Source organism: Aneurinibacillus uraniidurans (assembly GCF_028471905.1).
In the GTDB taxonomy this organism is placed as follows: domain Bacteria; phylum Bacillota; class Bacilli; order Aneurinibacillales; family Aneurinibacillaceae; genus Aneurinibacillus; species Aneurinibacillus uraniidurans.
Genome location: NZ_CP116902.1, coordinates 1,675,436 through 1,695,828, shown reverse-complemented (window position 1 = coordinate 1,695,828; position 20,393 = coordinate 1,675,436). Strand labels below are relative to the sequence as shown.

Here is a 20,393-nt window from a genome sequence, read left to right as displayed (position 1 = left end):
CCACAAACTGGCTTTTTATGTTTAGTTCTTGGCATTACGCAAAGCAGGCCAAATACTATTCTCTTCCCCGCCGATATACCAGAAAGCAACGCCTGCCACACCAAGCTTACGCATCTCTTCATACTTGGCCGAAAGGGAACGGGACTCCTCAAGCCACATCGATCGGACGGTCCCATTCTGTGCAACGCGAACCGTATACTGTGCCGCTGATGCATCCCATACCGGGCGAACACCAGGTTTTTGTGCCTGTTCTAAAGCAGCAGCCTGACTAATCTCCTCGGAGCTTATCTGTTTCCCGTTCTGCTCCCACTGCATCGTATACAAAGGAAGAGCGACAATTAGATGATCACGCGGCACGATAGTAAGCATCTTTTCCACCTGGGCACGTACCCACGGAAGGGAAGCATTTGATCCGATTTGTTTGCCTTCACTCCAATGCTCATTGTAGGCCATCACAACAAGATAGTCGGCAGCGTGTGCCAGCTCCGCAAAGTCATACGGATCGCTCCAGTCCGTACCGAGATCAGGTGGCACATCCACAGAAAGCTTCCGTCCGTCCCGGTGCAGTTCTGCCCCTAACTCCCGAATAAACGCCGTGAAATAGGTACGGTCCGCTGGGTCTATGTTTTCAAAATCAATGTTAAGTCCAGCCAGTCCATACGTCTTAGCATACCCGGCCAGCTGGTGAACAAGCGTCCCTCGTCTCCCTGCATCTGACAAATTCTTATGCGTATTCTCTGTGCTAAAACGATTGCCTACAAGTGGCCAAAGCTGCTTACCATTTGCTTTTGCCCAGCTACTAAGCGATTCATCTACTCCATAGCTTCCCACTCCCGCCGCATCAAGGAAAAACCAGCGTGGTGACAGCGTATTAACCATTCCGCTTGCCGTAACACGCGCTTTGTATTCGTCATCAGAAATATCATACTGCCAGCCCAGGTGAATCGGCATCCCAGGCGCTGCTGGCTGATCTGGTAATCCCTTCTCAAGCACCTGATGCATGAGCACGGCAAGCTCTTCCCGTGTCAGTGTATCTGCCGGACGGAAATATCCATTATCTCCTGTCATGATTCCTTTCTTCTGCATCGCAGCAACCGACCCGCGGGCCCAGTTGGCAACGGCATATCCGTCCGTAAACGGAACAGATGCCGGTGCTGCATCCCCAGCATGCACGAGCATAAACGCACGTGCCAATAAAGCAGCGGCTTCCTCCCGGGTCACAGGCTGATCAGGTGCAAACCGGCCAGGTGCTACCCCGCTTACCGTATTGGCGTAAACCGCCGCTTGTACCCAGCCGTATGACCAGGATGATGGCGGTACATCCGTAAAAGCAGGAATGCCCCCCGGCGCAGCCTCATGCTTCATCACCCGCATTAACATCGTCACGAACTCCGCCCGTGTTACCGGACTATGAGGTGCATACATTCCGTTTCCAACTCCGTCTATGATGCCCCGATCATGCAATTCCATAATATATGTACGAGCGTAGCTATCCGCTATGTCTGTGAACGGCTGTACCTCCTTCTGACTCTGTGCCCACACACTTCCCCCTAGCAAACTACCAATCAATGCAATTACCATTAGTTTTTTTCTCATAGATTTGACTGTATAGCAAAGGGCTGGGAAGATGTATAGTAGATTACTGGAAAAAAGGGCGATAATTGAAAACAGCCCCTGTCGGCTGTATCAGCGGACAGGGGCTGGCATGTATTCGTATTCCGTTAGGCACGCGGAAGTAGCGCCTCACATGTACCTTTTAGTTTCACTTCGCCTTTCTGGTCGACCGCCTGCACTTTAATTTTCACCAGTGTGCCGGCTTCCGTTTCTTCCTTCGCTGAAAGCTGACCGCGCACTTCAATTGAATCTCCCGGGCGAGTAATAGCCGAGAAGCGTACGCCAAATTTTTTAAGGGCAGCACGCGGTACCCATGTTTCCACCGCCTGACCGGCAAAGCCCATAATGAGCATACCGTGTGCAATCACCCCGCCAAGACCCGCTTCCTGAGCAACAGATTCAACGGTATGGATCGGATTGAAATCACCGGATGCACCGGCGAATTTGATGAGCTGCATGCGAGTAACCTCTGGCTTTACAAGCGCTGGAAGTTCGGTCCCGATTTCTGTTTCCGGGTGAGCAAGTAAATAAGGCTTCATCGTTTATTCCTCCTCTATTCCTACGGTGTTTTCACGAGCATCATGTTTGCATTCATTACATGTTCGCCCCGCTGATTGTGGTATGTAGTCTCAAGCTTGTATAGTGCCATGCCATTCCGCTTTGTCTTCACATCAGTGACACGCGTCGTAGCACGTAACGTATCGCCTGCATGCACCGGTGCGAGATATTCATATTCCTGCTCTCCGTGCAGCAGCTTTTTCAGATCAATATCAAGCTGATCCATCAAGTCCTCAAAGCTTGGGCCGTTCCACATATCGACCGCTTCGATGAATGTCGGTGAGATCGGAATGCCAGCAAACCCTTCTTCTTTCGCCACTTCTTCATATTTGTAGAGTGGATTTTCATCTCCGATTGCCCGCATAAGCTCACGGATTTTGCCTGCTTCAACAGTGCCGCTAAACGGCTCAAATGTAAAACCTTTTTTGTCTTCTGGAGTAGACACGTACATTCTCCTCTCGTACTGTTTATAGAGTTAGGATCAAAAGATCGTTACTTGCAAAAGCATACCATAAGTTATATGGTGTGCGACAACAAAAAGCTACGGCTTTGTGGTGGGAGGAAGAGAAGAGAGAAGCCGTTCGCTCAGGTACGCTTTGCAAGGAAGTCTAGGCTGTCCGCTCCAGGAGCCCGACGAACTCGCCTGCAAAGAAAAGTCCACGATGTTTTTTCGCAGAAGGATTGCAGGCAAAGGCCCGTTCGCTGTTCTCCTTCCGCTAGGTGGTGCGTACAGACGCTCTCTTACTTCTCTCTTCTCTCCTCCCAAACAAAGTTGGGATTCAAAAAATATTAAAAAACCTGTTAGGCGAAACTGTACAAAATAGCGCTTGGGCGTGGACTACCCAACTGGCTGCAGGAGCGGAGAAGGAAGTCGCCACAGAACGCCTGTACGCGGCTCCCCAGCGGAAGAGGGCAGACAAACGGGCCTTTGCCCACAACTCTTCAGCGAAAAAACGTACCGGTCTTTTGTGGGCGAGTTTGGCGGTCATCTGGAGCGGCCCTGATACGCTCCCCAGCAAAGCGTACCGAAGTGAAAGGCGACTTCCTTCTCCGCTCCTTCACTACACGTTGGACAGCACCACTCCCACCAAGCTACATTTTGCTCACAAGATCCTGCAACGCCAGCTTAATCGATGGATACTTGAACGTAAATCCAGCGGCAAGCGCCCGCGCAGGTGTCACATGCTGACCATACAGCAACAGCTCGCCCATTTCGCCAAACAGCAATTTGAGCATAAATGCTGGCACCGGAAGCAAATGAGGGCGCCGCATCGCCTGCCCGAGCGTCCGACCAAACTCGTCATTCGTAACCGGATGCGGCGCAGTCGCATTCACAACTCCGCTCATAGTTGGCGTATGTAAACAAAAATCAAGCAGCCGCACATAATCATCAATATGAATCCATGATAGCCACTGATGGCCGCTCCCAATCCTTCCACCTGCAAACAGCTTATATGGCTCTGCCATCTTCGGAAACGCTCCTCCATCCACACCAAGCACCACTCCTGTGCGGATTTTCACAAGACGGTTGACGAGAATGCGATCTGCCTCCGCTTCCCACTGTCCGCTCACATGCGCCAGAAAATCACTGCCCGCAGCCAGACTGTCTTCATCAAACCGTGCTTCATTTGACATCCCATACACACCAATCGCGGATCCGTTGATCACAACCGATGGCTTCCGATTCATCCCTTCCACAAGCGCCGCGATTTTTTGTGTCGTATCCACACGCGATAACAAAATGCGCTGCTTGCGCTCATTCGTCCAGCGCCCGCTGCTAATCGACTCCCCCGCCATGTTCACGATCGCATCGACACCGTCCAGACGATTCGGCTGTGCCGCAAGCTCGTCCCATGTAACACAGTCTGTCAGCGGCAGTCCACCATGCACTTTTGCACAACTGCGAGAAATGACAGTTACCTGATGTCCCTGCTTCCGCCAATTTCTTACGAGATGCGTCCCAATAAAGCCGCTTCCTCCGGCAATTGCAATACGCATAGCCCATTCCTCCTAACCGAACCCCTCATTCTTCCTTCTCTACTATACTATATTCTTCCCCTAGCTGCTCTAGTGTAAGGGCATGGCAAACGGGGCAGCTTTTTTGTAGAATCGACAACGTGTGGGTGGAGGGAGGAGCCGTTCGCTTCGGTACGCTTGCAGAGAAGCTTATACTGTCCGCTCCGGGAGCTCGTCGAACGGGCCCGCAAAGAAAAGCCCGTGATGTTGATTCGCCGAAGGATTGCGGGCAAAAGCTCGTTCGCAGATCTCCCTCCGCTAAGTAGGCACGTACAGGTGCTCTCTTGCTCCTCCCTTCTCCCACTCCCCGCACAACGTTTTGATTTACTAAAAATTCTCGCCGTCAGAACGGATTTGCCCGGGTAGCTACTGGACTTTCGAAAGACGGTTTCTTTAATTTTTTACCTGCATAGCAAAGCTCAGTCTCTTGGTTTTGCTTAATGATGTTTTATCAAAGTATGCTAGGAGCGGGATCGGGCGAACGGGCCTTTGCCCACAATGCTTCGCTGCAAATACATCGAGGCCCCTTTTGTGGGCGAGTTCGCCTGGTACCTGGATCGTACAGCCCCCACTTCGTAGCAAGCGTACCGAAGTGACGAGGTCACGCCCGATCCCGCCCCTCCACCACACTTTGGAAAAAAACTCCTTCAAGAAAAAAAGAGGCTGCTTTGCTTACAAGCAGCCCCAGCAGAGCCGATCACTCTGCAGTGTTACATGTTCATTTTCTTTTTCATTTCATATTTTTTCTTGGCGATTGCTGTTGCCTCTTCCCATGTCATCAACTTCCCATGAAGCTGTGGATTTTTCTGTATAAATGCCTGAGCTCTTGCTTTGGAAGCAAATGTAGCCACCCCAAAGCCCATCGGCGTCTCGATATCGGCATCAACCAGCACGGCTTTCGAATAACCCACCCATTCTTTCGTATCATGATCGCGCACCCAGCCAGCCTTCGTCGGCTTGCTTTGCAGACGCTTGAAGTTCAGCATACAGCCCATATCATCAAAAAACACACGCTTACCATCCGCTGTCACAAGCTGCGACGAGAAAGCGCCCATATTATGATCTTTCGGGTAAACAGTCATTTTGCACATCGCGCATTTCTCATCCGCTGCCGGTTCCTGCGGTGCCAATGTAATCTTCGGCGCTACTGTCGACTTTGGTGCTGCATCTACCTGCTGCACAGGTACAGCTGCTACACCAAGCGAAGCACATACACTCCCTACTAACAACACACGACCCATTTGACGTAATCCCTTCATTTACTTGTCCTCCTCACAACAATTTATGTACGCTTGTCATCGTACTGTACATTTGTGAAGTATTTTTAGACCATTTGTGGGAATTATTTGAGTTCTTTGTGAAAATAAAATCACAAAAAACCCGATTTCTCTCACACTAAGCGGAAAAATCGGGTTTACGTTTTATTTACATTCAGAAAGAGTAGCTTCTTTCTTCCTCTCTCCTACTTCCACCAGTTATCAAACGGTGATACCGGAAGCGTACGCTTATGACGCGTGATCAAGAACCTACGCTCGATTTTCTCCGCGATCTCCGCTGGAACTTCCTTGCCTTCCAAATAATCATCGATATTCTCATACGAGAAGCCAAGTGCCGCTTCGTCCGGTACAAGCGGCTTGTTATCTTCAAGATCTGCCGTCGGAACCTTCAGATAAATACGCTCGTCTGCCCCGAGCTCTTGCAGCAATTGGCGACCCTGGCGCTTATTCAGCCCGGTCAGCGGCACAACATCACACGCACCGTCTCCATGCTTCGTAAAAAAGCCCGTCAACGCTTCTGCAGCATGATCCGTTCCGATCACAAGCAGCTTATAATGCGCCCCTAGATCATACTGCACTTTCATCCGCTCACGTGCCTTCACATTTCCTTTAAGGAAGTCCGACAAAGATTCGCCTGTCGCGTTCACAAACGCCTGCACAGACGCATCGACCGCCTCCTTAATATTAACAGACACCGAACGGTCCGGCTGAATAAAATCAAGCGCCCGCTGTGCATCCTCTTCATCCTTCTGTACACCGTACGGCAGACGCACCGCCATAAACGTATACGACTCATCCCCTGTTTCTGTGCGCAATTCTTCCATAGCAAGCTGGGCCAGTCGACCAGCCAGTGAGGAATCCTGTCCGCCAGAAATCCCCAATACATATCCCTTCATACCACCTTTTACAACATACTGCTTCAAAAAATCAATCCGCTTCCGAATCTCTTCTGCCGGATTTATCTCCGGACGAACACATAATTCATCGATAATTTGCTGCTGTAATGCATGAGCCATCGTGCTGTCGCATCCTTTCTTCCTATCAGCTATACCCAGTTTCAGTATAACCTTTCTTCCTGCTGCAATCTGCTAAAAACCAAACGTACCCACCGATTATTTGCGGCCTATTCGCTGCTGTCCTGCTGTGCCACTTGTGCAAGCAAGGAATACGCGAGCTGCACCGGGGTTATCTCCCATTCATGCGCACGTTGTACCAGCTGCTGCCCGACCGAAGAATCGTGAAAAAAATCACGTAATGCAAATACATACCCATGGTATTTATGATAGCCGGGCTGCTCCGTTCCATACAGCAAGCGACCAATCGCCGGGGTCCAGATCGGAAACAGTCCGGGACACATATAGTGAAGCAGTTGTGTTGTCTCAGCAAGGGTATACTCCCAGTGGCCATTCTCATGCAGCATGCGATCCGCAAGCTCTAGGAACGTCCGCAATAGAACTGGAAACGCATGATCAGAGGCGGCAAAAATCCGCTCTTCATAATGACGTCCCCCCTCTTCTGCACTGCGCCATTCCCGGTATACGTCTGTCTCAATCTGGCTTAAATCCAATTCCCCAAACATCTCTTCCAACTCTGTGAGCAAAATAAGAGCACGCCGGTCTGGTGATACCGAAGGCGCACTGCTATCTGCCAGACAGGCAAGCCGCTCGCACCAGGAGGATACTGACAATTCCTCTCGTGTAGCCGCAAACACATTAGTCACACGGTCATCACCTACACCCCTTATTCCAGCTGCACCCTCCACCACTTTAGCGGTTATGTATTGTTCTATTTTTTTACATGCATATCCATAATGTGGCATCTACCTCTCCCCTTACCCTCTACGAAATAGTAATTACTTCATATTTATCGGCCAGCTCAAGAAAAATCGGCATCCCAGAAATTTCTCCAGCCAAAAGTTCGTCCGCCACGCCGTAATAATCGACACATGTTTTGCAGGCCAACACCCGAACACCCGCTTCTTCCAATTCCTTCATGTGAACCGATACGAGCGAACGCGGTGTTAGCGTTAATACACCCCGATTCATACAGAAGATTGCAATCGGTTTTTCATCCCTCTGCTTCAAAAGCGTAACAAACGTCTCTAACACGGTCTCACCTAATTCGGCCTCCCCTTTGCCGAACGTATCCGCTGTAAGTAAAATCACTTTGTTGTTCATGACTTCCTCCTTTTCCTCATCTTAGCATAAGTTCACCATAAACATGCCATTCCCTGCTTCCTAGTAAATATGATACCCTTAAAAGAAAACGCAAGGATATTCTTTCATGGCTAGATACTCAAAAACATTACACCGGATTTTCAAGCGGGACGGTATTCTATCCCGACATCTTCCTCACTATCAACCACGACGCGCTCAGTTCGATATGGCAAATACCGTACTCGATTGCCTGCTGCACGATACGCACGGACTCATCGAAGCAGGAACGGGAACCGGCAAATCGTTCGGCTATGCACTTCCTGCTGCCTGGTGGGCGCTAAAGCGCGAGAAGCGCGTCATTATTTCCACAAATACCATCACACTCCAGCAGCAACTGCTTGAGAAAGAACTGCCAATGGTCAAAAAAGTGCTCGCTACGCTCGATCGTGAGCTTGCAGACGACTTCCGCTTTGAGCTGGCCAAAGGACGCGGCAACTACATATGCAAACGACGGCTTCAAGAAACGCTGCAAGCTTCACTCTCCGCCGAGATGACAGACGGCCCTGCGCTGCGCAAGCTTGCCGATGTGCTGCCCGACCTGACAAAAGGGGACAGAGACGATGTGCCCTTCCCGCTTCCATCCGCGCTGTTCGCAGCCATTCAAGGAGACGGGGAAGACTGTATGGGCAAGAACAGCCCATTTTTTAAAGAATGCTTCATTCAAAATGCACGCAAAAAACTGCAAGATGCACAAGTGATTGTCGTTAACCATGCGCTATTTTTTACAGATTTGCTGCTCAGACGGCAAGGAGCAAGCATCCTGCCAAACTATGACGCGGTCATTATGGATGAGGCTCATCGGGTAGAAGATCAGGTAACAAACCAGTTCACCTACCATATTAGCCTCGAGGAGATTAACCAGCTATTCTACCGCTTCTTACGTCGACGCACCCCGTGGGCACGCGAACTCGATGCACCGGAATTACACCAGCAGATGGAAGCGCTCCGCGCCCGAATCATCGTGCGATTGACTGAGATTTTCGCCCCGCTTGCCCGTGCGCTCGCCGAACGTCCCCAGAATGAATATTTGCTCAAACGCCGGATTTCAGACCCGGATGAACTGAAACCATTATTTAAAGAATGGAAACATGCGTTTATCGATAAGCGCAAAGAGCTGGAGCTTGCTGAAGGGGAAAGTGAGACAATTATCGGGCTTAGGCGCTATATTACGCAGATCGAGCAGATGGAACAAATGGTATGGCACATCTTCGCGAATGCCTTCCCGACAGAATGGGCAACCTGGGTTTCGTATGAAGAACCGAAAGAGACACCCGATCTTCTTGTGCAGGATGATTTCGCCTGGGCTACGACACTGCATCTGTATTCTGCCCCGATCGATGTAAGTGAGATTTTACGACAAGAACTATTCAATGAAAAAACCGTGATTATGACTTCTGCTACGCTGACAACGCAAGGTGATTTTTCATTTGTCGCCAATCGCATGGGCATAGATGACTATAAAACAATGGAGACACCAAGTCCGTTCAATTACGAGAAACAGGCGATGCTGCTCGTACCTGAGAATGTTCCAGCTCCGACCGATGTGGCATTTGAGTCGTTTCTTACCGCTGCGATGAAAGAAATCGTCTCCGCTACTAGAGGGCGAACGTTTCTATTATTTACTTCGTATAGTCAAATGAATCGGGTATATGAAGATATGAAACCTTGGCTTGCCAAATACAAGCTCACCGGCATTCTCCACCGCCCAGAACTATCCCGTGATGCGATGCTTGCGCAATTTCGCTCCGGCAAGAATCATGTGCTATTTGGCTGCGAGTCATTCTGGGAAGGGGTGGATGTACCGGGTGATGATCTCGTCTGTGTCGTGATCGCCAAGCTGCCTTTTCCTGTGCCAAGCGACCCGCTTACGCAGGCACGGACGAAGCGGCTTGAGACAATGAACAAAAACAGCTTCCACGAGTATATGCTGCCGTTCTCCATTCTTCGGCTAAAACAGGGCTTTGGTCGCCTCATCCGAACGCGCCGCGATACTGGCATGGTCATTATTCTCGATACACGCCTGCTGACCAAACCGTACGGCGCCCGGGTCCTTGATAGCTTACCACCTGCGAAGTTGACGCGTAGCATGGATGATATGCACACTTTCTTCGCGCGATGATTGTATTGTTATGATAGAGAGGAGAGACACGATGAATAATTCAGCCACGCCTACCCCGGAGCAACTGCTGCATACGATTTTTGGGTATGCAGCACGCATTGCAAATGAAAAAAGTCTGCATCGCCTACTTACGCTGATGGCCGATATGGGCAAAGATATGATCACTGCCGACCGATGCACCATCTGGCTCTTCGACCAGGAGAAGCAGGAATTGTGGACAACGGTCGCACATGGCGTCCGTGAAATTCGTATTCCTGCTGAAAGCGGTCTGGTCGGTTATGCGATTCAGGCTGGAGAAGCTTTGATCATTGACGATGCATACGATAGCCCGCATTTCAACCCGAGTATTGACCGGCAGACCGGCTATCGCACGAAAGCAATGCTTATCATTCCGATCAAAAACAGTGACGATCTCGTCATCGGTGCCTATCAAGCTATCAATAAACTAAACAGCCAGGCTGTATTTACCTCTACTGATCTGTCATACCTTACACTAGCTGCTTCCTATAGCGGCAAATCACTCGAAGCAGCAATGCTGCTTAAAGAAATTGAAGACACACAGCGTGAAATCTTATTTCGCATGGGGGAAATTGGGGAATCCCGCTCCAAAGAAACAGGGCAGCATGTTAAGCGCGTGGCCGAATACTCCCGCCTACTCGCCCTGCGCTATGGACTCCCCGAGCAGGAGGCCGAACTAATTCAAATGGCGTCCCCTATGCACGACATCGGCAAAGTTGCCATTCCCGACTCGATCCTGCACAAGCCAAGCAAACTGACAGACGAAGAATATGAGACGATGAAATCCCACACCGAGATCGGATATAACCTGCTGAATAATTCAAGCCGCAGATTAGTGCGGGCTGCTGCGATCATTGCCCATGAGCATCATGAAAAATGGGACGGTACTGGCTACCCGAGAGGACTTCGTGGCGAGAACATTCACATCTATGGCCGTATTACGGCACTAGCTGACGTATTTGATGCACTTGGCAGTGACCGCGTGTACAAAAAAGCCTGGCCAATCGAACGCATTTGCGACTTGTTCCGCGAGGAGAGTGGTCGTCATTTTGATCCAACCCTTGTCGATGTGTTTCTCCATCATCTTGATGAATTTCTCGTCATTCGTGATCGCTATCAGGATACAAATCTGCAATAAGCATGAACCCACCGTCTCCCCTCCCTCACTCCCTGCATATACTATCAACAACCGATTCCTCTTCGGAGGAACATCCAGTTGATAGGAGGGGCCTGTTATGTGGGTAGTCGAAAATTTCCGCCCCTTCCATCCGATATACGGACGGGGAAAACGTTATAAGGCTGGTACACGATTCATCTGGGAAGTGGCAGACGTCCTTCCAGGCGGCAATATTATGTTTCGGTTCACAACGATTGACGGCAGGAGCCAGTGCCTGATTACGATGCGAGAACTTGACCATTTTGTAGAAGTATCAGAAGATGTGCTCCAACAACTCATGGACGAGTATCGCAAGTTCCAGGAACGCAAAAAAAAGGATCCGCCGGATACACCAAACGAGTCCTAATTACCTCATAAAGCCTGACAGGTTCTTGCACTTTCCCCCTCCCTTCATGCATACAATACAGCAAGACTTTTCTTTGTAACAGAAAGGGGGACCTTCATGTTCACATTATCATGGCTTCATCTCATTGTGCTCATCCTCGCGGCCTTCCGCCTGACTCACCTGCTTGTATTTGATGAAATCACCGCTTTCATCCGCCGCCCTTTTCTTACGATTCATGAAGAAACAGATGAAAATGGCCAAACGACACACTTCGCTACACCAAAGGGGACGGGCATCCGCCATTTTATCGGTTCCCTGCTGCGCTGCTTCTGGTGCACGGGTGTCTGGGTATCAGCCGGGGTCGTTGCCCTATATGCACTCGTACCTGCCGCCTTCCCTCTGCTGCTCGTATTCGCCATTGCTGGAGCCGCCGCTATTCTCGAAACTCGCGTGTAAAAATATGTCCTCACCTTCCGCTTCTGCGGAGACAGCACGTACACCCAGTGAATACAATGAACGAAAGATAATCCTGAGGTGATGAAAGGTGGGCGACGAAACCCCTGGTAAGATCATCCCGTTTGAAAGCTTAAAGCGACGAACCTCCCCAAAAATATCCATCCCTCCCAAAAATGATCTTGTAAACTTACTGCTTGATTACCAGCAGCAGTGCCATGAATTATTTGACTTATGTATTACATCCCGGGTACTACTTACAGAGTACCGCGACCGCTGTACCCGCCTACAGCAGCAAGTAGAGAAAGAACGAGAACTTCGACGGGCACTCGAATTCAAAGGGAAGCGGAGATAGTTCTGCTTCCCTTTGAGTCTTTTATGATCCGGTCGTGCTACCTGCTTTTTCGTTTCCCGCAGCCACAGCCTCCCGGACGCGGGGGACTATCCCCTTTCTTCTGATACGGTTCTCCCGCCGGAGAATAGCTTTTCATGCCGGGATAAAAAGGTTTACCCACACCATTTTTGTTTCCAGCCGAATACGAATCGTAGTGGACACGATCTTGCATTCTCGTCATTCCACCTTTCTGATTTACTAGTATGTAGTAGAATATGCGAGAACGATCAAAAATGTTCATAGCTTGTCAGCTATAAAGCCCCTATATCTCCCTATATCTAAAGAAGGAGCCCTCCTATCATCCGGAGAGCTCCTTATCACTGTGCAACTATTCCATTGCTTTTAAATTATCGAGGCATTTGCTGCAAATATTACGCCCGCGGTAATGGTTAATCTCTTCTGCAGAGTCGCAAAAAATGCACGCCGGTGCATACCGCTTTAGAATGATCTTTTCGTCATCTACAAAAATTTCCAGACCATCTTTTTCTGCAATCCCGAGATTACGACGTAATTCAATCGGAATCACCACACGTCCAAGCTCATCTACTTTGCGTACTACACCTGTCGCTTTCATTGCCATTTTTCTTCCTCCTTATTATGTTCTGATACGAACTGTTTTCTTACTTTAAATTCTATCAAGTCTACAATTATTTAACAGTGCAAATATTGCATGTAATTGGAAATTACCCCTTTTACTTGCACATTTACCTTTTTGTTATTTAGCCCTTTTCTCGCATTGCACACAGTTTCCACGTGTGTAATGATAGTTTTGTGTTATATAACTTACAGGAATTTGCTCGTGGTCGTTCCTACAGAAGATGGAGAATAGTTATCAAAAACATAGACAACCCTCCATAAGTATAGAAAAACCACCCCGTTATTTTAAGGTGGTATGGTTTTGAAGTAACATCATGATGTAGTTGGATAAAGACCTGCTTTCCTTTTTTTCTTCTTCTTGTAATTGTTCTTTCAATTCTTTTGGAACCGTAACGATGATTCGTGCATTTTCGTTTGCTATTGCCATAGTGAAACTCTCCTTTTTCATATCATTATACATTTATTTACAAAAAAGTGAATCACTTATGTATAATGATGGTAGGAGGTGAAAGTAGATGTTACGTGGGTTTAAGACAGAAATCTACCCTACACTAGAACAAGCGGACAAGATCAATCGAACCATCGGGACGTGTCGCTTCATCTACAATTTGTATCTTGCTAAGAACAAAGAGCAGTACGAGAAAGATCAGACATTCATTACAGCTAACGACTTCTCTAAACTGGTAAATCATGAAATATCCGTTCAGGAAGAATACAAGTGGATGAAAGAAGTGTCATCCAAAGCTGTTAAACAGGCAATGGTGAATGGGGAAAAAGCGTTCAAAAAGTTCTTTAAGGGACTAGCAAAGTATCCGTGCTTCAAGAAGAAAAAGGATCAGGATGTAAAGGCGTATTTCCCTAAGAACAACAAAACCGACTGGACAGTAGAACGGCATAGAATCAAAGTTCCTACACTCGGTTGGATACGTTTGAAAGAAAAAGGATATGTCCCTATCAACGCAAAGGTGAGAAGTGGCACTGTATCACAAAAAGCAGGCAGATACTTTGTCAGTGTACTGATTGAAATACAGGGGAGTTACGAGCAAGTAGAGCTGGGAGACGGAATCGGAATTGATGTTGGAGTAAAAGATTTTGTGATCGCAAGTGATGGGCAAGTATTCGGAAATATTAACAAAACTTCCGCAATCAAGCGCACGGAAAAGCGACTGAAACGAGCGCAGCGTGCGTTATCAAGAAAATATGAACAACGAAAGAGGGGTGAAACATCTGCCACTTATCGCGGAAGTAACATACACAAAGGTGTGTTGAGAGTTCAAACGTTGCAAATGAGACTGGCTACCATGCGTTCTGCTTATCGTTCCTATGTCGTGAGTATGTTGGTAAAAACCAAGCCAGCATTTATCACGTTAGAGAAATTGAATATAAAAGGAATGGTCAGGAATCGCCAGATAGCAAGAGCGGTTTCCAATCAAGGGTTCTACGATTTCAAGTTGAAACTTCTATCCGCATGTAGAAAGTATGGGATTGAAGTACGAGAAGTCGATGTGTTTTATCCATCGTCTAAGATGTGCAGTGGTTGTGGGCATAAGAAGGTAAAACTTTCTCTAAGTGAGCGTACCTTCACCTGTGAGAACTGCGGAAGCAGCTTAGATCGTGACCTGAATGCATCCTTGAATCTGAAACAGGCAACAGAGTATACCGTTTTACTTTAAACAAAGCGGTGTATATGTACCGATGGCCAGTCGGGAATTTACGCCTTGTGGACTGTCAAACAAACCGTAATAGCGAGCAAGTGGCGAGGCGGGACAGGATGAAGCAGGAAAACTCTTAACATGGATATTTGTCTATGTTTTAAGTGGCAGGGATAGTATGTTTAAAACATTACGAAACTTATTCAAACCTTCAGCGAGACCCAATACGGACTCAATTGCTATTTTTCTTGACCGAAATGATTTTCGTCTGCATGCTATGCAGCAGCGTTTAGAAGAACACGGGATCCATGTGACATGCGTAAAGCAAACAGCTTTATACGTCCACCCGGATCAGGTGGATGAAGCCAAACACATCGTCGCAACCTGGGTAAACTAACAGCAACTTTCTCTATTTCCTATCCTCTCCTTGTTTGCTAGACTAAAAGAAAAACAAGTGAGGTGTTCCTATGCTGTTTTCTTCACTTTTTGAAAACGATCAGCCTGTTCTCCGTTTCTAAACAGACGGGGAGCGACTCTTACATTCCCCGTCTGTGGATTCACAGTGATTCCATACTACGGACGGAGGATATTGTATATGAATTCATCATGGATCGGTGCGATTTGCCTATCACTCGCTGCAAGCATCTGGGGCGGAATGTATGTAGTAAGCAAAGTTGTCCTTACTTTTGTGTCACCCCTAACGCTTGTGTGGTTGCGATATGCCATTGCGTTTTTTATTCTACTGGCCTTGCTGCGCATGAAAGAACGCTCACGCCCTGTGTTAACCGGACGTGACTGGCTGCTATTTGCCTGGATTGGCTTTATCGGGTATTTCGTTTCCATTTCGCTGCAGTTTGTTGGCACGAAGCTGTCCAATGCTCACATGGGAGCGCTGCTGACATCTGCTTCGCCGGCTTTTATGATTTTATTTGCACGTTTCGTGCTTGGTGAAACGGTCACAGTACGCAAGATGATCGCGCTCCTGCTATCTACAGCAGGTGTACTCGTTATTGTTGGTCAGGGAGAGACGGGTGGAAGTTTCACAGGCAATGCGACTCTGCTTGGGGCAGCAGTCACATGGGCCCTTATGTCGGTATACGTCCGCAAAGCGTCTACCCGCCATTCTTCTCTTGCGATTACTACGTACAGCATTTTGTTCGGCTGGTTGTTTACCACGCCTTTCATGGTAGGAGAATGGTTATCGGGCAGTCGCCCGGACGTAAGTGATCCGCTTGTACTTGCAGGTATCTTGTATCTCGGTATCGTCTCCACAGCAGGTGCGTTCTTCTTATGGAACAAAGGCTTGGAACTGGTGAGCGCTGGATATGCATCTCTGTTTTTCTTCTTTCAGCCGGTTGTCGGTGCCTTACTCGGCTGGCTTCTGCTGAACGAACACCTCAGTCTAGCGTTTCTTGCAGGTGGAATTTGCATTGCCGCAGGCATCCTGATTGCCGCGCGGGAGGAAAGTAGCGAGTAAACGAAAGAGGCTGTCTCAAAGACTGAGGCAGCCTTTTCTTTCTTGGTGGAGGTTTTCACCAAAGTGTGGTTGAGGAGCGGGATCGGACGAGGCCTCGTCACTTGGTACGCTCGCTACGAAGTAGAGGCTGTCCGCTTCAGGGGCCAGACGAACTCGCCCACAAAAGATTCCCACGATGTATATGCATCGAAGCGTTGTGGGCAAAACCAGCCCCTTCCGCTGAGAGTCGCGTACAGGCGTTCCGTTGGCCCACCCGATCCCGCTCCTAGCATACTTTGGTAAAAACATCATTAAGAAAAATCAAGGGCCTGAGCTTTGCTATGCAGGTAAAAAATAAGGAAGCGGTCTTGCGAAAAGCCAGTGGCTACCTGGGCAAATCCATTTTGGCGTGCATGTTTTTTGTAAACCGAAACGTTGTGCGGGGAGTGGGAGAAGGGAGGAACAAGAGAGCACCTGTACGCGCCTACTCAGCGGAGGGAGATCGGCGAACGAGCTTTTGCCCGCAATTCTTCGGTGAATCAACATCACGGGCTTTTCTTTGCGGGCACGTTCGACGAGCTCCCAGAGCGGACAGCATAAGCTTCCCTGTAAGCGTACCGAAGCGAACGGCTCCTCCCTTCTCCCACTCCCTCCCACCACACGTTGTCGATTCTACAAAAAAAGCTGCTCCGTTCGCCATGTTCTGGCTTTTGGAACAGCTTCCTTCTTGCTCGTACTAGAAAGGCTTGGTCATCATCATAACCCCGATACACCCAATGAGAAACACGGAAAAAATCCCGACACACACGTTTTGAAAACGTAGCGATTTAAGCTCCTTCTCCGCAAATACTTTGCGGCTTTCTGCCACTTCGGCCAGGCCGCGCATAAGAAAGCGCTTAAGCAGGTAAAATACAAATGTATATAAGAGCATGGAAATAATAAGCCACCATTGCAATAAAAATGCGAATGATGTGACAAAGAAAAACGCCAGTCCAGTTGCCCAGAGCAGAACATCAGCGACAATGTCCCACTTGCGATAGGCGGCATACAGGCGGCGCACCTGTTCCACAGTTTTGAGACGCGGTATGAAGAACAGAATGGCAAGCTTGGACACTACCGCAACGAGATGAAGCGTAAGTACAGCGTAAAACAAAGCTGGTCACCTCTCCTAACTTTTCTTCTATTCTACTATGAGTACGTACCTTACTTCTACCTAAACTTCTTCCATACGCACAGCTTGGAGTACATCCCGTGCCGTATCCAAAAATGCTTGCGCTGCCCGCGAACGATAACGTCCGCGCCGAAAAGCCAGTACGAGCGTGCGGTACGGGCGCGGCTCTGTCAGCCGCACATACGCAGGTCCAGTATGATTGCGTGGGTACTTGTGTGCAAGCAGACGCGGCACGAATGCGATCCCCATTCCGGCAGCCACAAGCGACTGCACTGTCTCAATGTTACTGCTCTCGAACACGATCCGGGGCGCAAATCCAGCTTCCATACACCAGCGCTCCACGACCTGCCGGAAGCCCTGTCCTTTTTTCAACATAATGAATGGCTCCTCATCAAGCTCCCGCATCTTCACCTCTCGCCTACCCGCCAACTCGTGTGCAGGCGGAACCGCGAGACAAATCTCCTCATCGAGCAGTTCTTCCCATTCCAGGTTTGCATCCTGTACCGGTAGCGTCAGCAAACTCATCTCTGCCGTGCCGCGTGCGGTTAACTGTTCAAGCGAACGTGTGGCCTCCTCGACCAGGCGCACATCAATCCCTGGATACCGCTTTGCGAACTCCGGCAGCAAAAGCGGTAAAATATGCGCTCCGGTCATCGGCAGACTGCCAAGCGTAAGCCCACCTTTCGTAAGGGCAGCTACATCCTGCATTTCCTTGCGCAGCTGCTCCACCCCATCTAAGATGTTTAGCGCCGAAGTAAAAAAACGCTCCCCCGCATCCGTTAACCGAACCGAACTCGTTGATCGCTCAAACAATATGACATCCAATTCCTTTTCCAGTTTCGCAATCTGCTGGCTAAGGGAAGGCTGGGCTAAGTGCAGCTTCTCAGCCGCCTTTGAAAAGCTTTTTTCCTCCGCAATCGTAACGGCATACAACAATTGACGCAATTCCACTTCTACATTCCTCCCCTCTCCTTTATAGGTATCACCTATGAGATATATAAATATTATATCTTTGAACATTTTATTTTTCTATGTTAAAACTTATATAAAGATTCAAAAAAGTTGTGATAAACAAACAAAAAAGGGGAGAGATGAATGCAACCTCGCACTTTGTTTCAAAAAATCTGGGATAACCACGTTATCTCCGCAGAAGAAAATAAGCCAAGCTTGTTATATATTGATCTCCAGCTCGTACACGAAGTAACTTCACCGCAGGCGTTTGAAGGACTTCGCCTGACAGGTCGTAAAGTCCGTCGCCCGGACCGTACATTTGCAACGATTGACCATAACGTACCAACTACTGACCGCTCGCTGCCAATCGCTGATCCGATCTCCAAGCAGCAAATCGAGACACTCAACCAGAACTGTGCGGAATTCGGCGTTACGCTGTTCGGTCTCGACAGCAAAGAACAAGGTGTTGTTCACGTTATGGGACCTGAGCTCGGCTTGACTCATCCAGGTAAAACAATTGTATGCGGCGACAGCCATACATCAACACACGGCGCATTCGGCGCACTCGCATTCGGCATCGGTACAAGCGAAGTGGAACACGTACTCGCTACCCAATGTCTGCAGCAGCAAAAACCAAAAACACTCGAAGTTCACGTAGACGGTCCACTGCCGCTTGGCGTAACAGCAAAAGACCTTATTCTTGCGATCATCGCTAAATGGGGTACAGACTTTGCAACTGGCTATGTCATTGAATACACGGGCGAAGCGATTCGCAACCTGACAATGGAAGAACGTATGACTGTTTGTAACATGTCGATCGAAGCAGGCGCTCGCGCTGGCCTGATCGCACCGGATGAAACAACATTTGCCTACCTTGAAGGCCGCCGCTATGCACCACAAGGCGCTGAATGGGACAAAGCACTGGATGCATGGAAAGACCTTCGCACAGATGAAGGCGCTGAATACGACCGACGCGTTGTCATTGAAGCCGCTTCCATCGAGCCACAAGTAACATGGGGCACAAGCCCAGGCATGGGAACTGGCGTAACGGGTGTTGTTCCAGCTCCAGAAGATTTCGAGAATATCAATGACCGCAAAGCAACAGAAAATGCGATTGCATACATGGGTATCGCACCACACACTCCAATCACGGAAATTGAAATCGACCGTGTATTCATCGGCTCCTGTACGAATGGCCGCATCGAAGACTTGCGTGCCGCTGCTAAAATCGCGAATGGCTATAAAGTAGCATCAACCGTAAATGCAATCGTCGTACCAGGCTCCGGTATGGTAAAAGAACAAGCAGAAGCAGAAGGTCTGCACCACATCTTTACTGCCGCAGGTTTTGAATGGCGCGAACCAGGATGCAGCATGTGTCTGGCAATGAATCCAGACGTTCTCTCACCAGGCGAGCGCTGTGCTTCTACATCGAACCGCAACTTTGAAGGACGTCAAGGACGCGGCGGACGCACACACCTTGTTAGCCCTGAGATGGCTGTGGCTGCGGCAATCGCTGGACGTTTCGTTGATGTCCGCAACTGGGAAGTAAAAGAAACGGAGGTAAACGCACATGGAACCATTTAAATCAGTCACAAGCGTGGTTTCTCCACTCGACCGCGTAAACGTAGATACAGATGCAATCATTCCAAAACAATTCTTAAAACGTATTGAACGCACTGGATTCGGCCAGTTCCTGTTTTATGAATGGCGTTTTGATGAGCAAGAAAATGTGAACCCGGATTTCGAGCTGAACAAGCCGCGCTATTCCGGATCGCAAATTTTGATCGCACGCAACAACTTCGGCTGCGGCTCCTCTCGTGAGCACGCACCGTGGGCACTGCTCGACTACGGCTTCAAAGTCGTCATCGCGCCGTCGTTTGCGGACATCTTCCACAACAACTGCTTCAAAAATGGCATCCTGCCAATCGTATTACCGGAAGAAACCGTAGACCAGCTGTTCAAAAACACGGCAACAGAAGGCTATGAACTGACTGTTGATCTGGAAGCGAACACGATTAGTGACAAAAACGGTCTCGTAATTCCGTTCCAGGTGAACGAATACCGTCGTCATTGCCTGCTGAACGGTCTTGACGATATCGGGATCACCCTTCAGCAAGAAGACAAAATCGCAGCGTACGAAGCGAACTATCCAAGCTACTATCAAACACAAGCATAATACGTTATGTAGGGCGTTCTACTTCTCAGAGGTAGAACGCCTTTTTAGATTCCTCATTAAAATTATGACCAGTCATATGACAGTCGTCACTACGTATGACCTATGTTTTATACTACAATAAGAACTACCAACGAGAACGAGATCGGCCTTTTCCTCATTAGCCTGCCCCGGCATCTATCCATACTACTGGCCATCGTTCTTGGATACACCCCTTCATAACTGT

General features: G+C 48.8%; 23 protein-coding genes. 10 read left to right on the top strand and 13 right to left on the bottom strand.

The genetic code is table 11. The features are described 5' to 3' along the window. Nucleotides 1-21: 21 nt before the first annotated feature. The 8 genes from PO771_RS08510 to PO771_RS08475 all read right to left on the bottom strand — a co-directional run bounded on the left by PO771_RS08510 (nt 22) and on the right by PO771_RS08475 (nt 7,642). Nucleotides 22-1,581, bottom strand: coding sequence for an S-layer homology domain-containing protein (locus PO771_RS08510; protein ID WP_272562836.1), 1,560 nt, complete (start codon nt 1,579-1,581; stop codon nt 22-24). A 140-nt stretch (nt 1,582-1,721) separates the two neighbouring features. Beyond that, complete coding sequence (locus PO771_RS08505; RefSeq protein WP_272562835.1) at nt 1,722-2,153, bottom strand: MaoC/PaaZ C-terminal domain-containing protein; 432 nt, start codon at nt 2,151-2,153, stop codon at nt 1,722-1,724. 20 nt (nt 2,154-2,173) lie between these two features. Further along, the gene (locus PO771_RS08500; protein WP_272562834.1) at nt 2,174-2,617 is read right to left on the bottom strand and encodes a MaoC family dehydratase N-terminal domain-containing protein; all 444 of its coding nucleotides are present in this window, start codon (nt 2,615-2,617) and stop codon (nt 2,174-2,176) included. Nucleotides 2,618-3,264: 647 nt separating this feature from the next. Then, complete coding sequence (locus PO771_RS08495) at nt 3,265-4,170, bottom strand: TIGR01777 family oxidoreductase (RefSeq protein WP_272562833.1); 906 nt, start codon at nt 4,168-4,170, stop codon at nt 3,265-3,267. 728 nt (nt 4,171-4,898) lie between these two features. Next, nucleotides 4,899-5,447, bottom strand: coding sequence for a nitrous oxide reductase accessory protein NosL (locus PO771_RS08490; RefSeq protein WP_272562832.1), 549 nt, complete (start codon nt 5,445-5,447; stop codon nt 4,899-4,901). Between the two features lie 203 nt (nt 5,448-5,650). Further along, on the bottom strand, nt 5,651-6,481 hold the full coding sequence (gene nadE, locus PO771_RS08485; RefSeq protein WP_272562831.1) for an NAD(+) synthase: 831 nt from the start codon (nt 6,479-6,481) through the stop codon (nt 5,651-5,653). 107 nt (nt 6,482-6,588) lie between these two features. Continuing rightward, nucleotides 6,589-7,284, bottom strand: a complete 696-nt coding sequence (locus PO771_RS08480) for a hypothetical protein (protein ID WP_272562830.1) — start codon at nt 7,282-7,284, stop codon at nt 6,589-6,591. 19 nt (nt 7,285-7,303) lie between these two features. Then, the gene (locus tag PO771_RS08475) at nt 7,304-7,642 is read right to left on the bottom strand and encodes a DsrE family protein (protein WP_272562829.1); all 339 of its coding nucleotides are present in this window, start codon (nt 7,640-7,642) and stop codon (nt 7,304-7,306) included. Between the two features lie 106 nt (nt 7,643-7,748). Here PO771_RS08475 and PO771_RS08470 point away from each other — a divergent pair, with 106 nt between their 5' ends. The 5 genes from PO771_RS08470 (at nt 7,749) to PO771_RS08450 (ending at nt 12,128) form a co-directional block, all read left to right on the top strand. Beyond that, nucleotides 7,749-9,800, top strand: coding sequence for an ATP-dependent DNA helicase (locus PO771_RS08470; RefSeq protein ID WP_272562828.1), 2,052 nt, complete (start codon nt 7,749-7,751; stop codon nt 9,798-9,800). A 31-nt stretch (nt 9,801-9,831) separates the two neighbouring features. Continuing rightward, nucleotides 9,832-10,956, top strand: coding sequence for an HD domain-containing phosphohydrolase (locus PO771_RS08465; protein WP_272562827.1), 1,125 nt, complete (start codon nt 9,832-9,834; stop codon nt 10,954-10,956). Between the two features lie 97 nt (nt 10,957-11,053). Continuing rightward, complete coding sequence (locus PO771_RS08460) at nt 11,054-11,341, top strand: hypothetical protein (protein ID WP_272562826.1); 288 nt, start codon at nt 11,054-11,056, stop codon at nt 11,339-11,341. A 96-nt stretch (nt 11,342-11,437) separates the two neighbouring features. Further along, on the top strand, nt 11,438-11,776 hold the full coding sequence (locus tag PO771_RS08455; protein ID WP_272562825.1) for a DUF1360 domain-containing protein: 339 nt from the start codon (nt 11,438-11,440) through the stop codon (nt 11,774-11,776). A gap of 88 nt (nt 11,777-11,864) precedes the next feature. Beyond that, entirely contained in the window at nt 11,865-12,128 is a 264-nt protein-coding gene (locus PO771_RS08450; protein WP_272562824.1) for a hypothetical protein, read from the top strand. A 367-nt stretch (nt 12,129-12,495) separates the two neighbouring features. On the opposite strand, the gene PO771_RS08445 is transcribed toward PO771_RS08450, so the two are convergent. Both PO771_RS08445 and PO771_RS08440 read right to left on the bottom strand, forming a co-directional pair. Continuing rightward, nucleotides 12,496-12,747, bottom strand: a complete 252-nt coding sequence (locus tag PO771_RS08445) for an AbrB/MazE/SpoVT family DNA-binding domain-containing protein (RefSeq protein ID WP_272562823.1) — start codon at nt 12,745-12,747, stop codon at nt 12,496-12,498. Nucleotides 12,748-13,044: 297 nt separating this feature from the next. Further along, entirely contained in the window at nt 13,045-13,191 is a 147-nt protein-coding gene (locus tag PO771_RS08440; protein WP_272562822.1) for a ribbon-helix-helix domain-containing protein, read from the bottom strand. A gap of 88 nt (nt 13,192-13,279) precedes the next feature. Here PO771_RS08440 and PO771_RS08435 point away from each other — a divergent pair, with 88 nt between their 5' ends. The 3 genes from PO771_RS08435 to PO771_RS08425 all read left to right on the top strand — a co-directional run bounded on the left by PO771_RS08435 (nt 13,280) and on the right by PO771_RS08425 (nt 15,893). Continuing rightward, nucleotides 13,280-14,437, top strand: a complete 1,158-nt coding sequence (locus PO771_RS08435; protein WP_272562821.1) for an RNA-guided endonuclease InsQ/TnpB family protein — start codon at nt 13,280-13,282, stop codon at nt 14,435-14,437. Nucleotides 14,438-14,594: 157 nt separating this feature from the next. Beyond that, nucleotides 14,595-14,813: a hypothetical protein gene (locus PO771_RS08430; RefSeq protein ID WP_272562820.1), complete on the top strand. Its 219-nt coding sequence runs from the start codon at nt 14,595-14,597 to the stop codon at nt 14,811-14,813. A 198-nt stretch (nt 14,814-15,011) separates the two neighbouring features. After that, nucleotides 15,012-15,893: a DMT family transporter gene (locus tag PO771_RS08425; protein ID WP_272562819.1), complete on the top strand. Its 882-nt coding sequence runs from the start codon at nt 15,012-15,014 to the stop codon at nt 15,891-15,893. 463 nt (nt 15,894-16,356) lie between these two features. On the opposite strand, the gene PO771_RS08420 is transcribed toward PO771_RS08425, so the two are convergent. The 3 genes from PO771_RS08420 to PO771_RS08410 are packed head-to-tail and all read right to left on the bottom strand — an operon-like array spanning nt 16,357 to nt 17,994. Further along, entirely contained in the window at nt 16,357-16,572 is a 216-nt protein-coding gene (locus tag PO771_RS08420) for a hypothetical protein (protein WP_272562818.1), read from the bottom strand. 36 nt (nt 16,573-16,608) lie between these two features. Further along, on the bottom strand, nt 16,609-17,025 hold the full coding sequence (locus PO771_RS08415) for a hypothetical protein (protein WP_272562817.1): 417 nt from the start codon (nt 17,023-17,025) through the stop codon (nt 16,609-16,611). Nucleotides 17,026-17,085: 60 nt separating this feature from the next. Next, nucleotides 17,086-17,994, bottom strand: coding sequence for a LysR family transcriptional regulator (locus PO771_RS08410; RefSeq protein ID WP_272562816.1), 909 nt, complete (start codon nt 17,992-17,994; stop codon nt 17,086-17,088). Nucleotides 17,995-18,138: 144 nt separating this feature from the next. Here PO771_RS08410 and leuC point away from each other — a divergent pair, with 144 nt between their 5' ends. Then, a complete protein-coding gene (gene leuC, locus PO771_RS08405) occupies nt 18,139-19,578 on the top strand; it encodes a 3-isopropylmalate dehydratase large subunit (protein ID WP_272562815.1) in 1,440 nt (479 codons plus the stop codon). Beyond that, the gene (leuD, locus tag PO771_RS08400; protein ID WP_272562814.1) at nt 19,565-20,170 is read left to right on the top strand and encodes a 3-isopropylmalate dehydratase small subunit; all 606 of its coding nucleotides are present in this window, start codon (nt 19,565-19,567) and stop codon (nt 20,168-20,170) included. Before leuC ends, leuD begins: the two co-directional genes overlap by 14 nt. Nucleotides 20,171-20,393: the final 223 nt, after the last annotated feature.